This window comes from Gluconacetobacter aggeris, from assembly GCF_014174395.1.
Lineage (GTDB): Bacteria > Pseudomonadota > Alphaproteobacteria > Acetobacterales > Acetobacteraceae > Gluconacetobacter > Gluconacetobacter aggeris.
In genome coordinates, this window is the sequence record NZ_JABEQD010000010.1 from 114,326 (window position 1) to 128,587 (window position 14,262).

The following is a 14,262-nucleotide window of genomic DNA, read 5'->3' on the forward strand; positions in this document are numbered from 1 at the left end:
CCGACACACCAGACGACATGCGGGACGGGCCCACCCGGCCCGCGCGAATGGATGTGCGTGTCACCGGCGACGATCTGCGCACGCGCACGGCGCGCGAACGCACCCAATCCCGCCTGCTCGCCATGTCGGCCGGTTTCTTCGGCCTGTTCGGCGCCGTGGCGCTCAAGCTGGCAACCGCCACGGTCATCATGCCGATGGCGCCCGAACAGCGGCAGATCGCCCCCCAGGTCCCCCCGATTCCGCGCAGCGATCCCAAGGGCATGCTGGCCGGCGATTTCGCGCTGCCGCAGGTCCACCGCGCCTCGGTCACCGACCGCAACGGGCAGGTACTGGCCATCTCGCTGCCGGTGGCGCAGGTCTATGCCAACCCGCAGGAAATGATCGACGCCCAGGACACTGCCAAAAAGCTGCGTACCGTCCTGCCTGCGCTTGACGAAGCCGAACTCATCCGCCGCCTGTCGACCAAAAAGCAATTCGTCTACCTGGCCCGCGACATCTCGCCGATGCAGGAAGTCGCCATCAACAATCTCGGCATTCCCGGCATCTATTTCGAACCGGGCGAGCGCCGCCACTACCCGCTGGGCCGGGTCGCCGCCCACATCCTCGGCGCGGTCGATATCGACGATCACGGCGTGGCCGGCATCGAACGCTCGATGGACAAGCGGCTGGACCACGACCGCACGCCCCTGCGCCTGTCGCTCGACGTCCGCATCCAGGCCGTGGTGCGCGACGAGCTGGCGGCGGCCAAGGATCTGTTCCAGGCCATCGGCGCCTGCGCCATCGTGATGGACGTCAATACCGGCGAGATCATCGCCATGGTCAGCCTGCCCGATTACGACGCCAACGATTTCGGCCGCGCCGACCCCGACGCCCGCTTCAACCGCGCCGTCACCGGCATGTACGAACCCGGATCGACCTTCAAGCTCCAGACGGCGGCCATGGCGCTGCAACTGGGCGTGGCCCATCCGTGGGACCGGTTCTCCTCCATCCCCATCCATATCGGCCGCTTCACCATCGCGGACATGAAGAGCGATCATTTCGCCCCGTGGCTGACGCTGAACGAGGTGATGGCCTACTCGTCCAACCCGGCCGCCGCCCATATGGCGCTCGACGTCGGCGCCCAGCGCCAGCAGGACTGGCTGCGCGGCATGGGCTTCTTCGCACCGGTGCCGATCGAACTGCCCGAGGCCGGGCGCCCCATCGTGCCGCATGTCTGGGGCATCTCCACGGTCATGACCGTCGGCTTCGGCCACGGCGTCGCCGAACCCCCGCTGGCCATCGTGCGCGGCACCGCCGCCACGGTGAATGGCGGCATCCTGCTCCACCCGACCCTGATGGCCCGCGACGGCGAACAGCCGGACGACACCGCCCCGCTCACCCCGGCTGTCGCGGACGGGGCCGCCCCCACCCTCACCCCGGCAGTCCTCACCACGCCCGCCACCGCCGAAACCACGGAAACCGCCAACGCCGCCAGCATGCCGGGCGCCACGCGCGTCATCTCGCCCGAGATCTCGGCCCTGCTGCGCCGCATCCTGCGCCTGGACGTGACCAAGGGCACCGGCAAGACGGCGGAATCACCCGGCTATTTCGTGGGCGGCAAGACCGGCACCGCCGAGAAGATCGGCCCGCATGGCGGCTATCTGAAACATGTCAACATCGCCGCCTTCACCAGCATCTTTCCGATGAACGCCCCGCGCTACGCCGTCTATGTCATGCTCGACAGCCCCAAGGCGACCCCGCAGACCCACGGCTGGACCACGGCCGCGTGGAACGCCGCGCCCACCGTGTCGAAGATTGTGACCCGCATCGGGCCGATGCTCGGCCTGTTCCCCAACACGACCAATCCGCAGGCGGTCGAAGACGCGCTGGCGATCCCGCTGGAACCCGCCGTGCCGCGCGGCTACCGCCCGCTTGGTCCCGGCAACGATCCGGGCGACCCACGCAACCAGCCGAAGGCCACCGCCCACGAGGCCGCACACACCGCCTCCGCCACCCGGACGCCCCGCGCGCGGCTGCACGCCGCGCGGGCCGAACAGGCCGTGCCAGGGCGCCCCACGCATCCGGAGGTCCGGGGATGACGCACATCCTGTCCCATCTGCTGGCCGCCGCCGGCCTGCCCGCCCCCGAAATGACGGACCCCGCGATCGGCCTGGTGACCGCCGACAGCCGCCAGGTGCGCCCCGGCACGCTGTTCGTCGCCATCCCCGGCACACGGGCCGACGGCCGCGCCTTCATCCCCGCCGCCCTCGCGGCGGGTGCCGTCGCCATCGTCGCCCCGCCCGACGTGTCGCCCGACACGGCCCCCGGCATCCCGCTGGTTCACGCTCGGGAACCAAGGCAGGCGCTGGCCCTGCTGGCCGCCGCCTTCGCAGGCACGCAGCCGGGCCGGATCGTCGCCGTCACCGGCACCAACGGCAAGACCAGCACCGTCGATTTCCTGCGCCAGCTCTGGACGCGCCAGGGCCGCCAGGCCGCCAGCATCGGTACGCTGGGCGTCATCGCGCCGGTCGCCCTCCCCCCCACCGGCCCGGTCCTGACCACGCCCGACAGCGTCGGGCTGGCCGACACGCTGGCCGCCATGGCACGGGGCGGCGTAAGCGACGTGGCGATCGAAGCCTCGTCCCACGGGCTGGAACAGCACCGGCTGGACGGGCTGCACCTCACGGCGGCCGGCTTCACCAACCTCACCCGCGACCATCTGGACTATCACGGCACGCTGGACGCCTACCGCACCGCCAAGCTGGCCCTGTTCGACCGGCTGCTGCCGGAAGGCGCGCTGGCGGCGGCCAATGCCGACATGGCGCCCGAAACCCTGGCCGCGCTCCGCGCCATCGCGGCCCGGCGCCGGTTCGACCTGCGATTGGTCGGCATGGCAGGCGACGCGATCCGCCTGATCGACAGCACCCCGCTGCCCGAGGGCCAGCGCCTGCGACTGGACTCCGGCGGCACGATCCACGACATCACCCTGGCCCTGCCCGGCCGCTTCCAGGCCGACAACGCCCTGCTGGCCGCCGCCCTGGCCGCGCCGGGCGCCGAGGGACTGGCCCAGGCCATCGCCCTCCTGCCCACGCTGACAGGGGTGCGCGGCCGCATGGAGCGCGCGGCCCTGCTGCCCAACGGCGCCGCGGCCTATGTCGATTACGCCCACACGCCCGACGCCCTGGCCCGCCTGCTGGACGCGCTGCGCCCCCACGCCACCGGCCGGCTGATCGCCGTGTTCGGCGCCGGCGGCGACCGCGATCGCGGCAAACGGCCCCTGATGGGGCAGGAAGCCGCCAACCGCGCCGATATCGCCATCGTCACCGACGACAATCCCCGCACCGAGAGCCCGGAAGCGATCCGCCGCGACGTGCTGGCCGGAGCGCCGAACGCGATCGAAATCGGCGACCGCGCCCGCGCGATCGCCGAGGCCCTGTCGATGCTGCGGTCGGGAGACGTGCTGGTGGTGGCCGGCAAGGGCCACGAACAGGGCCAGACCATCGGCACCACCACCCTGCCCTTCGACGACGCGTCCGTCATCCGCCAGACGGCCGGGGTGGCGGCATGACGGTCTTGTGGACCCGCGACGCGCTGGAAGCGGCCACCGGCGGCCATTTCGCCGGCGACGCACCGGTCAGCGTGACCGGCATCTCCATCGACACCCGCACATTGGCCCCCGGCGACCTGTTCATCGCCCTGGTCGGCGACAGCAGCGACGGCCACGCCCATGTCCGCACGGCGCTGGAGCGCGGCGCCTCGGCGGTGCTGATCCATGACCGCGCGGCCGCCGGTACCGCTGCCGCCGACCCGCGCGTGCTGCCGGTGCCCGACACGATGGCGGCGCTGAACGACCTGGCCCGCCATGCACGCTCCCGCTTCACCGGGCGCATGGTCGCCGTCACCGGCAGCGTGGGCAAGACGACGACCAAGGACATGCTGGGCCTGGCACTGGGCGCCATCGGGCCCACCCATGTCGCCGCCGCCTCCTACAACAATCATTGGGGCGTGCCGCTGACCCTGGCCCGCCTGCCCGCCGATGCCGCGTTCTGCGTGTGCGAGGTGGGCATGAACCATCCGGGCGAGATCGCCCCGCTGGCCGCCCTGGTCCGTCCAGAGGTCGCGATCGTCACCACCATCGCCGGCGCCCATCTGGGCCATATGGGTAGCCTGGACGCCATCGCGCGCGAAAAATCGGACCTGATCGCCGCCCTGCCGCCCGGCGGCACCGCCATCGTCCCCGACGATGCCGAGGGCCAGCCGATCTTCGCCGAACAGGCGGCCCGCGCCGACGCACGTTTATGGCGGGCCGGACAGGCCCCCGACAGCATGGCCATCCTTTCGGACCTCACCCTCGCCGCCGACGGCAGCGATGCCGTCGTCACCATCGCCGGCCGGCCCTACCCACTGCGCCTCGACGCCCCCGGCCGCCACCTGGCGCGCAACGCCACCACCGTGCTGGCGGCGGTGGCGGCACTGGGGGCCGATATCGCGACGGCGGCATCCGCCCTCGCCGCCTTCCGCCCCGGCGCCGGACGCGGCCAGCTGGCGCCGATCCTGGGCGGACGGGCGGCGCTGCTCGACGAGAGCTACAACGCCTCCACCCTGTCCATCCGCTCCTCGCTCGCGGTGCTCGACCTGCTCGCCGCCGCCCGGCGCGTCGCGGTGCTGGGCGACATCCGCGAACTCGGCGCGTTCGCGCGCGCCGAACATGAATCCCTCCTGTCCGCCACCCTGGCACATGCGGACCTCGTCTTCTGCTCCGGCCCGAACATGCAATATCTCTTCGACCTGCTCCCTCCCTCCCGACGCGGCGCATGGGCGCCCGATGCCGCCACCCTGGCGCCGATGGTCCTGGCCGCCCTCACCCCCGGCGACACCGTGCTGGTCAAGGGCAGCCTGGGCAGCCGCATGCGCGACGTCGTCGCGGTCCTGACCACCGCCGGGACGGATACGCACTGATGCTCTACGATCTCGTCCAGCATCATGCCGGGGGCCATGTCACGGCCCTGAACCTGTTCCGCTACATCACCTTCCGCGCCGGGGCGGCCTGCCTGACGGCGCTGGTCATCTCGCTGCTGCTGGGCCAGCCGCTGATCGCGCAACTGCGGCGCATCCAGCGCGGCGGCCAGCCGATCCGCGCCCTGGGGCCGGAACGCCATATCCTGGAAAAGGCCGGCACCCCCACCATGGGCGGCGTGCTGATCCTGGTCGCCCTGTTCGCCTCCACCCTGTTGTGGGCGGACCTGACCAACGGCTTCGTCTGGGCGGTGCTGCTGATCACGCTCGGCTTCGGTGCCGTGGGCTTCGCCGACGATTACCTCAAGCTTTCGCGCCGCAACACGGCGGGCGTGTCCAAGCGCGCCCGGCTGGGCAGCGAATTCGCCGTCTCGCTGATCGGCGGCTACTGGCTGCAAAGCCTGATGCCGGCCGACCTGGCCAATCACCTGGCCTTTCCCTTCATGAAGGACTGGCTGCTGCCGCTGGGCTTCGCCTTCCCGCTCTTCGCCATGATCACGATCACCGGCTTCGGCAACGCGGTCAATTTCACCGACGGGCTGGACGGGCTGGCGATCGTGCCGGTGATCATCGCCGCCCTGGTCTTCGGGCTGATCGCCTATCTGGTCGGCAACCATGTCTTCGCGGACTATCTGCAACTCCACGCGGTGCCGGGCACGGGCGAACTCTGCGTCTTCTGTTCGGCCCTGGTCGGCGCGGGCTTGGGCTTCCTGTGGTTCAACGCCCCTCCGGCGGCGGTGTTCATGGGCGATACCGGCTCGCTCTCGCTGGGCGGCGCGCTGGGGGCGGTCGCGGTCGCGGTCAAGCATGAGCTGGTGCTGTGCATCGTCGGCGGCCTGTTCGTGGTCGAAACCCTGTCGGTGATCATCCAGGTCTTCTGGTTCCGCCGTACCGGCCGGCGGGTGTTCCTGATGGCCCCCCTGCACCATCATTTCGAAAAGAAGGGCTGGCAGGAGCCCAAGATCGTGATCCGCTTCTGGATCGTCTCCATCGTGCTGGGACTGTGTGGCCTCGCCACGCTGAAGCTGCGATGAGCCGCTTTCCCACCCTCCTCTTCGCCGGGCGGCGCTACGCCGTGCTGGGCCTGGGCAATAACGGCGCCCCGGTGGTCCGCGCCCTGGCCGCCATGGGCGCCTCGGTCCGCGCGTGGGACGACAATGCGCCCGCCCGCCAGGCGCTGGGCGACATCCCCGGCGTCACCGTCGCCCCCTTCGAATCCCTCGAAGGCCTGGACGCGCTGATCCTGTCGCCGGGCATCCCGCATCTGCTGCCCAAGCCGCATCCGGTGGCGCTGATGGCGCGCGAGGCCGGCATCCCCATCCTGTCCGACGCCGACCTGCTGTTCCAGGCGGTACGCCGCGCGGGTTCGCGGGCCCGCTTCGTCGGCATCACCGGCACCAACGGCAAATCGACCACCACGTCCCTGCTGACGCACATGCTGGTCACGGCCGGCATCCCGGCGGTGGCGGGCGGCAATCTGGGGCCGGCATCGCTGTCCCTGCCGCTGCTGCCCGACAATGGCGTCTACGTGCTGGAAATGTCCTCCTACATGCTGGAACGCCTGCAGGACCTGCATTTCACCGTCGCCTGCCTGCTGAACCTGACGCCCGACCATCTGGACCGCCATGGCGACATGCAGGGCTATCTGCGCGCCAAATGGCATATCTTCGACAGCCAGCGCATGGGCGACCTGGCCGTGCTGGGCTTCGGCGACGCGCCGGGGGACAGCGTCCCCCGCATGGTCGACAGGCTGGCCGCCAGCGGCGACCGGGTCCTGACCATCTCGGGCACCTCCCCCAACGCCGACCTCTCCGGCGCCGGCGGCATCCTGCGCGACGAGGCGGGCGAGATCGCGGACCTGGCCGAGGCCCCCGCCCTGCCGGGCGCGCACAATGCCGAAAACGCGGCGGCGGCCACGGCCATGGCCCTGGCTCTGGGCGTGCCGCGCGTGGCCATCGCCCCCGCGCTGCGCAGCTTCGCCGGCCTGCCCCACCGGCAGAAACCGGTCGCCACGGTGGCTGGCATCCTCTTCATCGACGACAGCAAGGCCACCAACGCCGATTCCACCTCCCGCGCCCTGGGCTGCTACGACCGGCTGGTCTGGATCGCGGGCGGGGTCGCCAAGGCCGGCGGGATCGCGGACCTCGCGCCGCTTTTCCCCCGTATCGCCCATGCCGTGCTGATCGGGCAGGACGCCCCGGCCCTGGCCGAGACACTGGCGGCGCATCATGTCTCCCATACGCTGGCGGGCACGATGGAAGCAGCCGTTCCCCTCGCCTTCGACCTGGCACGCCAGGCCGGCGCCGGCACCGTCCTGCTGTCCCCCGCCTGCGCCAGCTTCGATCAGTACAAGAGCTTCGAACATCGCGGCCGGCATTTCGCCGAGCGCGTCCACGAACTGGCCGGCACGAAGGAAGAAGGCTGATGGCCGCGTCCCGCGTCGATACCTCGTTCCTTGCCCGCTGGTGGCGCAATGTCGACCGCGTGACGCTCTCCTGCGTCTGCATCCTCATCGGCTTCGGCTATGTGCTGATGCTGGCCGCCAGCCCGGCCGTGGCCACGCGCATCGGCGCCTCGCGCGACATGTTCATCCTCAAGCAGGTGGTCTTCCTGTCCCTGGCCGGCCTGATCGTGGTGGCCACCTCCCTGCTCTCGCCGCGCGGCATCCGGCGGCTGGCGCTGGCGGGCTTCGTCCTGGCCACCGCCGCCACGGCCCTCACCCTGGTCCACGGCATCGAAATCAAGGGCGCGCGGCGCTGGATCGCCCTGCCGATGATGTCTGTCCAGCCCTCGGAATTCCTCAAACCCTGCTTCGCCGTCGTCACCGCCTGGCTGCTGACCGAACGCCGCCACCGCCGCCTGCTGCCAGGCATGCCCATCGCACTGGGCCTGTTCGCAATCATCCTGCTGCTGCTGAAATCGCAGCCCGATATCGGCATGCTCAGCGTCATCACCACGGTCTTCATGGCCCAGCTCTTCATCGACGGGCTGAACATCTTCTTCGTCGGCGCCGGCGCCGGCTGCATGATCGCGGCCTTCCTGGGCGCCTACGTGGCCTTCCCCCATGTCCGCTCGCGCGTCGAGCGCTTCCTGCACCCCAATGTCGGCGACCATTACCAGATCGACACCGCATTGCGCGCCTTCGGCAATGGCGGCCTGATGGGGCGCGGCCCCGGCGAGGGCCGGGTGAAGGACCTGCTGCCCGACGCCCATGCCGATTTCGTCTTCGCCGTCGCGGGCGAGGAATTCGGCATGCTGGTCTGCCTGTTCATCATCGGCGTGTTCTGCCTGATCGTGGTGCGGACCCTGCTGAAACTGCTGCGCGAGGACGACCCGTTCATCGTCGTGGCAACCGTGGGGCTGGTCACCGGTTTCGGCCTCCAGGCCTTCGTCAACATGGGCTCGACCCTGCATCTGATCCCGACCAAGGGCATGACCCTGCCCTTCATCTCCTATGGCGGCTCGTCGGCCATGTCGGTGGCGCTGACCATCGGCATGGTACTGGCCCTGACGCGGCACCGCGTGGGCGAAAGCCGGATTCCGCGCGGGCGCCCCGCCTTCCGGGCACGAAAGGCCACCGCATGAGCACGCAGCCCTCCTCCGGCACGCCCCGCCCCATCGTCATCGCCGCCGGCGGAACCGGCGGCCATTTCATTCCGGCCGAGGCCCTGGCCCACGCGCTGGCGGCGCGCGGACACGCGATCGCCCTGATGACCGACCGGCGCGCGGGCGCGCGCGACCACGGCATCTTCGCCCAGGGGCAGCAATTCGTCCTCCCCGGCGCCGGCATCGCCGGACACGGGCTGGCCCGCGCCGCCCGCGCCGCCATGGCCCTGGCCCGCGGCACGCTCCAGGCCCGCACCATCCTGCGCCGGCTGGACGCGGCGGCGGTGGTGGGCTTCGGCGGCTACCCGTCCGTGCCCCCGCTGCTGGGCGCGCGCCTGCTCGGCCGCCACCGGCCGCTGATCGTCCTGCACGAAGGCAATGCCGTGCTGGGCCAGGCCAACGCCCAGCTCGCACGCTTCGCCGACGGCATCGCCACCTCCTTCCCGCAGGTCGCCCGCCTGCCGGCCGGCGCCCGCACCACCCTGACCGGCATGCCGGTGCGCGACGCCATCGCCGCCCTGCACCACCAGCCCTACACCCCGCCGCATGCCGAAATCCGCCTGCTGGTCTGGGGCGGATCGCTGGGGGCCCGCGTGTTCAGCGACGTGGTGCCGGACGCCATCACCCGCCTGCCCGCCGCCCTGCGCGCGCGCCTGCGCATCACCCAGCAGGCCCGCGCCGAGGATGCCGAGCGCGTACGCGCCACCTACGCCGCCCTGGGCATCCCGGCCGAGATCTCGCCCTTCTTCGCCAACGTCGCCGACCTGCTGGGCGCGGCCCATCTGGTGATCGGCCGCGCCGGCGGCTCCTCGGTGGCCGAGCTGACCGATGCCGGGCGGCCGGCGATCCTGGTCCCGCTGCCGATCGCCGCCAGCGACGAACAGGGCGCCAACGCGGCCTCCCTGGTCGCGGCCGGTGCCGGCTGGATGATCCGCCAGCCCGATTTCACCGCCCCGTCCCTGGCGGCACGGCTGGAGTCCCTGCTCTCCGACCCCGCCACCCTGGCCGGCGCGGCGGCGGCCGCACGCAGCCTCGGCCGGCCCGACGCCGCGGAACGTCTGGCCGATCTGGTCGAAGGACTCTTGCATCACCGCCCCGACCCCGCCTATCCGACAGCCGCCGCCACGCTGACAGCCGCCACCACGGAGACCACCTCATGAGAGCCCTGCCCCTTTCCATCGGCACCATTCATTTCGTCGGGATCGGCGGCATCGGCATGTCCGGCATCGCCGAGGTGCTGCACATGCTGGGCTATGCCGTGCAGGGGTCGGACATCGCCGAGAGCGCCAACGTGCTGCGCCTGCGCGCGGCGGGCATCCCGGTCGCGATCGGCCATGACGCCGCCAATCTCGGCCAGGCCCAGGTCGTCGTCACCTCCACCGCCGTCAAGCGCGACAATCCGGAGGTCGTGGCCGCACGCGCCCGCCTCATCCCCGTCGTGCGCCGGGCCGAGATGCTGGCCGAACTGATGCGCCTGCGCTGGTCCGTCGCGGTGGGCGGCACCCACGGCAAGACCACCACCACCAGCCTGGTCGCGGCGGTGCTGGAAGCCGCGAAGCTCGACCCCACCGTCATCAACGGCGGCATCATCGAGGCCTACGGCACCAACACCCGCATGGGCTCGGGCGACTGGATGGTGGTCGAGGCCGACGAGAGCGACGGCTCGTTCCTGCGCCTCCCCTCGGTCATCACCGTGGTCACCAACATGGACCCGGAACATCTGGACCATTGGGGCACGCCGGAGGCCATGCAGGCGGCCTACGACCAGTTCGTCTCCAACATCCCCTTCTACGGCTTCGCGGTCCTGTGCATCGACCACCCGGCGGTGCAGCAGATGATCCCCCGCCTCTCCGACCACCGCATCGTCACCTACGGCTTCTCGCCCCAGGCCGACATCCGCGCCGAGAAGGTGATCACCGACAAGCTGGGCGCGACGTTCGAGGTCGTGGTGACCAACCGCAACCGCAACCGCACCCGCCGCGCGGGGCCGTTCCGCCTGCCCATGCTGGGCCACCACAATGTGCAGAACGCGCTGGCCGCGATCGCCGTGGCGGTGGAGATGGATATCGACGACGCCACCATCCGCTCGGCCTTCGCCGGCTTCAGGGGCGTCAAGCGCCGCTTCACCCGCACGGGCGAGACCGGCGGCATCACCGTGATCGACGATTACGGCCACCACCCGGTGGAAATCGCCGCCGTGCTCAAGGCCGCCCGCCAGGCCGGCGCGCGCGACGTCATCGCCGTGGTGCAGCCGCACCGCTATTCGCGCCTGCAAAGCCTGTTCGGCGAATTCTGCACCTGCATGAACGACGCCGGCACCGTGATCGTGGCCGATGTCTACGCGGCCGGCGAGGCCCCGATCGACGGCATCAACCGCGACACGCTGGTCGACGGCCTGCGCGAGCGCGGCCACCGGTCGGTGGTGCCGCTGCCCGACCCGGAACATCTGGCGGAAATGGTCCATGCCATCGCCAAGCCGGGCGATTTCGTCGTCTGCCTGGGCGCCGGCAACATCACCAACTGGGCGCAGGCCCTTCCCGCCCAGCTCGCCGCCCTGCAGAACCCCAATGCCCGCAAGGGCGACTGCGCGGCATGACCATGCCGGCCGCCACCACGAACCAGAACTGGACCGACACGGTCCGCGCGGCCCTCGCCGGCCTGCGCGGCCGGCTGAGCGCCGACGCGCCGCTGGGCCCGCGCACCTGGTTCCGCGTCGGCGGCCCGGCGGACCTGCTGCTGCAACCGGCCGACGCCGACGATCTCGCCCACGCGCTGCGCCACCTGCCGCCGGACCTGCCGGTCACGGTGCTGGGCGCCTGCTCCAACGTCATCGTGCGCGACGGCGGCATCGACGGGCTGGTCATCCGCCTCGGCGGCGGCTTCGCCGACATCACGGTCGAGCCCGACGGGCTGGTCGTCGGCGCCGCGTGCCTCGACATGGTGGTGGCCGAACACGCGGCCGGCGCCGGCCTCAAGGGGCTGGAATTCCTCGCCGGCATCCCCGGCTCGATCGGCGGCGCGGTGGCGATGAATGCCGGCGCCTACGGCTCGGACATCGCCACCATCCTCGACTGGGCGGACGTCGTGACCCGCGACGGCGGGACCGCGCGCCTGTCCGGCCCGGCGCTGGGCTTCGGCTACCGCCGCTCGCGCCTGCCGGCCGGCGCCGTCGTCACCCGCGCCCGCCTGCGCGCCACCCCGGCCGACCCGGCCGAGATCCGCCAGGCCATCGCCACCATCCGCCAGTCGCGCGAAGAGTCGCAACCCACGCGGGCCCGCACCGGCGGCTCGACCTTCCGCAATCCCGAACACGGCAAGGCGTGGGAACTGATCGACGCCGCCGGCTGCCGGGGCCTCGCACTGCACGACGCGCAGGTCAGCGAAAAACACTGCAATTTCATGCTCAACACCGGTCATGCCAGCGCCGCCGACCTGGAAGAACTGGGCGAGACGGTCCGCGCGCGGGTGCAGGCCCGCACCGGCATCCTGCTGGAATGGGAAATCAAGCGCATCGGCCGCGCCACCCCGCCAGTCGATGCCGGCCCCACCGACGCCGGGACAGGAGAAACGCCATGACCCCCCGCACCCCGGCCCGGCGCGTCACCGTCCTGATGGGCGGCGTCTCCGCCGAGCGCACGGTCAGCCTCTCCAGCGGCGCGGGCATCAGCACCGCATTGCGCGAGGAAGGGTACGAGGTCCGCGTGCTCGATGCCGGCCCCGACCTGGGCGCCATCGTGGCCGACCTCACCACCCACCGCCCCGACGTGGTATTCAACGCCCTGCACGGCCGCCTGGGCGAGGACGGCGCGATCCAGGGCGTGCTGGACTGGATGGACATCCCCTACACCCATTCCGGCGTCCGCGCCTCGGCCACAGCCATGGACAAGGCAGCGGCCCGCGCCGTCTTCCTCGCCGCCGGCCTGCCGGTGGCCGCGGGCGCCGTCATCGACATCGCCGGTTTCCCGGCCGCCGACCCGCTGCCCGCCCCCTATGTCATCAAGCCGCTGAACGAGGGCTCGTCGGTAGGGGTCGAGATCGTCCGCACCGGCTCCAACCGCCGCGCCACCATCGCCGCCGCCTGGACCTACGGCCAGCACGCCCTGGTCGAGGAATTCATCCCCGGCCGCGAGTTGACGGTGGGCGTGATGGGCGACCGCGCCCTCACCGTCACCGACATCACCCCCAATCCCGCCACGGGGCACGAATTCTACGATTACGCCGCCAAATACCAGGCCGGCGGATCGCAGCACGTCCTGCCCGCGCGGATTCATCCGGACGCCTTCGCCCAGGCGCTGGACCTCGCCGTCGCCGCCCACCGCGCGCTCGGCTGCACCGGCGCCACCCGCACCGATTTCCGCTATGACGACACGCGGTGCGGCGACGGCCCCGGCCGCCTCGTCATCCTGGAGGTCAACACCCAGCCCGGCATGACCCCGACCTCCCTGCTGCCCGAACAGGCCCAGACGCAGGGGATCGGCTATGGCGCGCTCTGCCGCTGGATGGTCGATCACGCCGCATGCCGCACATGACGCGCGGCCACCCCACGACCCTTCCATGAGACGGACAGGAGACAATCGCGACGACCGCCCCTCACGGCTGTCGATCTTCCTGCGGCGGCGACGCCGCATGGTGCGGCCGCTTGCGCTGGCGATCGTCCTCCTGGCCGCCGGGGCCGGCGGCGCGGTGCTGGTGCGCGACATGAAGTCCGAGGAACAATTCGCCCCGATCCGCGCCCGGCTGGTCAGCATGCTGCCGCTGCGCATCACCGACATCCAGGTCAGCGGCCGCGTGCTGACCAGCGAGGCCGCATTGCGCGACGCGCTGGGCGTGCATGTGGGCGATCCGGTCCTGGGCTTCTCGGTCGAGGGCGCGCGCGAACGGATCGACGCCCTGCCCTTCGTCGATCATTCGGTGGTCGAACGCCACCTGCCGGGCACCATCGTCGTGCGCCTGACCGAACGCAGCCCCTTCGCCGTCTGGCAGAACCAGGGGCGCTTCATGCTGATCGACCGCGCCGGCAACCAGGTGCGCGACCAGGGCATGACCGGCAAGGACGCCCAGGCCTTCATGCAATTGCCGCTGGTGGTGGGGCTGGGTGCCAATGAAGCCGCCGCACCGCTGATCGACGCGCTGGCCGGCCAGCCCGTGGTGCGCGACCATGTGGCCGCCGCCGTCCGCGTCGGCCTGCGCCGCTGGAACCTGGTCCTGCGCGACGGCACCACAGTGCTTCTGCCCGAAGGCGAGGAGATCCCGGCCCTGAAACGGCTGGCCGATCTCCAGGCCGCGATGAAGCTGCTGGACCGCCCGGTCATCAGCATCGATTTGCGCCTGCCCGACCGGATGGTGGTGGAACAGCCACCGCCGGCCGACCCCGCCGCCGGCGGCCAGCCCGTGGCAAACCCGCAAGCCCCGGCCACGCCGGGCGCACCGAAGCCGGCCGCCACTCCCCATGACGGTACCGCACCCGCCGCCTCCGTCGGCAACGGCAGCGCTCCGCCGCCCAGGGCCGCCCCCCGGGTGCCGCCCGCCGACCAGCGGGCGCCCACCCACGCGCCCGCCGCCGCGCCGCACGGCCTCCCACCGCCGGTTTCGGCACTGGCGCCGCCAGCCGCCTTCCCGTCCACCACCCCATCCGGGCAGGCCCAGCCCCACAGGGCCCTG

General features: G+C 71.7%; 10 protein-coding genes and 1 pseudogene. All 11 read left to right on the forward strand.

What is annotated here, in order from left to right; translation table 11 throughout:
- Positions 1-17 precede the first annotated feature (17 nt).
- Positions 18-2,078 (forward strand): peptidoglycan D,D-transpeptidase FtsI family protein, encoded by a 2,061-nt coding sequence (locus tag HLH36_RS14105; RefSeq protein ID WP_246376878.1) that lies wholly within the window; start codon positions 18-20, stop codon positions 2,076-2,078.
- Positions 2,075-3,547 carry a UDP-N-acetylmuramoyl-L-alanyl-D-glutamate--2,6-diaminopimelate ligase gene (locus HLH36_RS14110; RefSeq protein ID WP_182986981.1) on the forward strand — a complete coding sequence of 491 codons (1,473 nt, stop codon included), beginning with the start codon at positions 2,075-2,077 and terminating at the stop codon, positions 3,545-3,547. The genes HLH36_RS14105 and HLH36_RS14110 overlap by 4 nt, the downstream gene beginning before the upstream one ends.
- On the forward strand, positions 3,544-4,938 hold the full coding sequence (locus tag HLH36_RS14115) for a UDP-N-acetylmuramoyl-tripeptide--D-alanyl-D-alanine ligase (protein ID WP_182986982.1): 1,395 nt from the start codon (positions 3,544-3,546) through the stop codon (positions 4,936-4,938). Before HLH36_RS14110 ends, HLH36_RS14115 begins: the two co-directional genes overlap by 4 nt.
- A complete protein-coding gene (mraY, locus tag HLH36_RS14120; RefSeq protein ID WP_182986983.1) occupies positions 4,938-6,029 on the forward strand; it encodes a phospho-N-acetylmuramoyl-pentapeptide-transferase in 1,092 nt (363 codons plus the stop codon). Before HLH36_RS14115 ends, mraY begins: the two co-directional genes overlap by 1 nt.
- On the forward strand, positions 6,026-7,420 hold the full coding sequence (gene murD, locus HLH36_RS14125; protein WP_182986984.1) for a UDP-N-acetylmuramoyl-L-alanine--D-glutamate ligase: 1,395 nt from the start codon (positions 6,026-6,028) through the stop codon (positions 7,418-7,420). Before mraY ends, murD begins: the two co-directional genes overlap by 4 nt.
- The gene (locus HLH36_RS14130) at positions 7,417-8,580 is read left to right on the forward strand and encodes an FtsW/RodA/SpoVE family cell cycle protein (RefSeq protein WP_182977588.1); all 1,164 of its coding nucleotides are present in this window, start codon (positions 7,417-7,419) and stop codon (positions 8,578-8,580) included. Before murD ends, HLH36_RS14130 begins: the two co-directional genes overlap by 4 nt.
- Entirely contained in the window at positions 8,577-9,761 is a 1,185-nt protein-coding gene (gene murG, locus HLH36_RS14135) for an undecaprenyldiphospho-muramoylpentapeptide beta-N-acetylglucosaminyltransferase (protein WP_182986985.1), read from the forward strand. The genes HLH36_RS14130 and murG overlap by 4 nt, the downstream gene beginning before the upstream one ends.
- Complete coding sequence (gene murC / locus HLH36_RS14140) at positions 9,758-11,197, forward strand: UDP-N-acetylmuramate--L-alanine ligase (protein WP_182986986.1); 1,440 nt, start codon at positions 9,758-9,760, stop codon at positions 11,195-11,197. Before murG ends, murC begins: the two co-directional genes overlap by 4 nt.
- A gap of 2 nt (positions 11,198-11,199) precedes the next feature.
- Complete coding sequence (murB, locus tag HLH36_RS14145) at positions 11,200-12,177, forward strand: UDP-N-acetylmuramate dehydrogenase (protein ID WP_408871898.1); 978 nt, start codon at positions 11,200-11,202, stop codon at positions 12,175-12,177.
- On the forward strand, positions 12,174-13,130 hold the full coding sequence (locus HLH36_RS14150) for a D-alanine--D-alanine ligase (protein ID WP_182986988.1): 957 nt from the start codon (positions 12,174-12,176) through the stop codon (positions 13,128-13,130). Before murB ends, HLH36_RS14150 begins: the two co-directional genes overlap by 4 nt.
- 25 nt (positions 13,131-13,155) lie before the next feature.
- A pseudogene (locus HLH36_RS14155) lies at positions 13,156-14,064 on the forward strand (cell division protein FtsQ/DivIB); the annotation flags it as partial.
- Between the last annotated feature and the right edge of the window lie 198 nt (positions 14,065-14,262).

What these genes read in the sequence shown, in the direction of transcription:
- HLH36_RS14110 (WP_182986981.1), top strand. Translation starts at nt 2,075, where the DNA reads ATGACGCACATCCTGTCCCATCTGCTGGCCGCCGCCGGCCTGCCCGCC.
- HLH36_RS14105 (WP_246376878.1), top strand. Translation starts at nt 18, where the DNA reads ATGCGGGACGGGCCCACCCGGCCCGCGCGAATGGATGTGCGTGTCACC.
- HLH36_RS14150 (WP_182986988.1), top strand. Translation starts at nt 12,174, where the DNA reads ATGACCCCCCGCACCCCGGCCCGGCGCGTCACCGTCCTGATGGGCGGC.
- murC (WP_182986986.1), top strand. Translation starts at nt 9,758, where the DNA reads ATGAGAGCCCTGCCCCTTTCCATCGGCACCATTCATTTCGTCGGGATC.
- HLH36_RS14115 (WP_182986982.1), top strand. Translation starts at nt 3,544, where the DNA reads ATGACGGTCTTGTGGACCCGCGACGCGCTGGAAGCGGCCACCGGCGGC.
- murG (WP_182986985.1), top strand. Translation starts at nt 8,577, where the DNA reads ATGAGCACGCAGCCCTCCTCCGGCACGCCCCGCCCCATCGTCATCGCC.
- mraY (WP_182986983.1), top strand. Translation starts at nt 4,938, where the DNA reads ATGCTCTACGATCTCGTCCAGCATCATGCCGGGGGCCATGTCACGGCC.
- murB (WP_408871898.1), top strand. Translation starts at nt 11,200, where the DNA reads ATGCCGGCCGCCACCACGAACCAGAACTGGACCGACACGGTCCGCGCG.
- murD (WP_182986984.1), top strand. Translation starts at nt 6,026, where the DNA reads ATGAGCCGCTTTCCCACCCTCCTCTTCGCCGGGCGGCGCTACGCCGTG.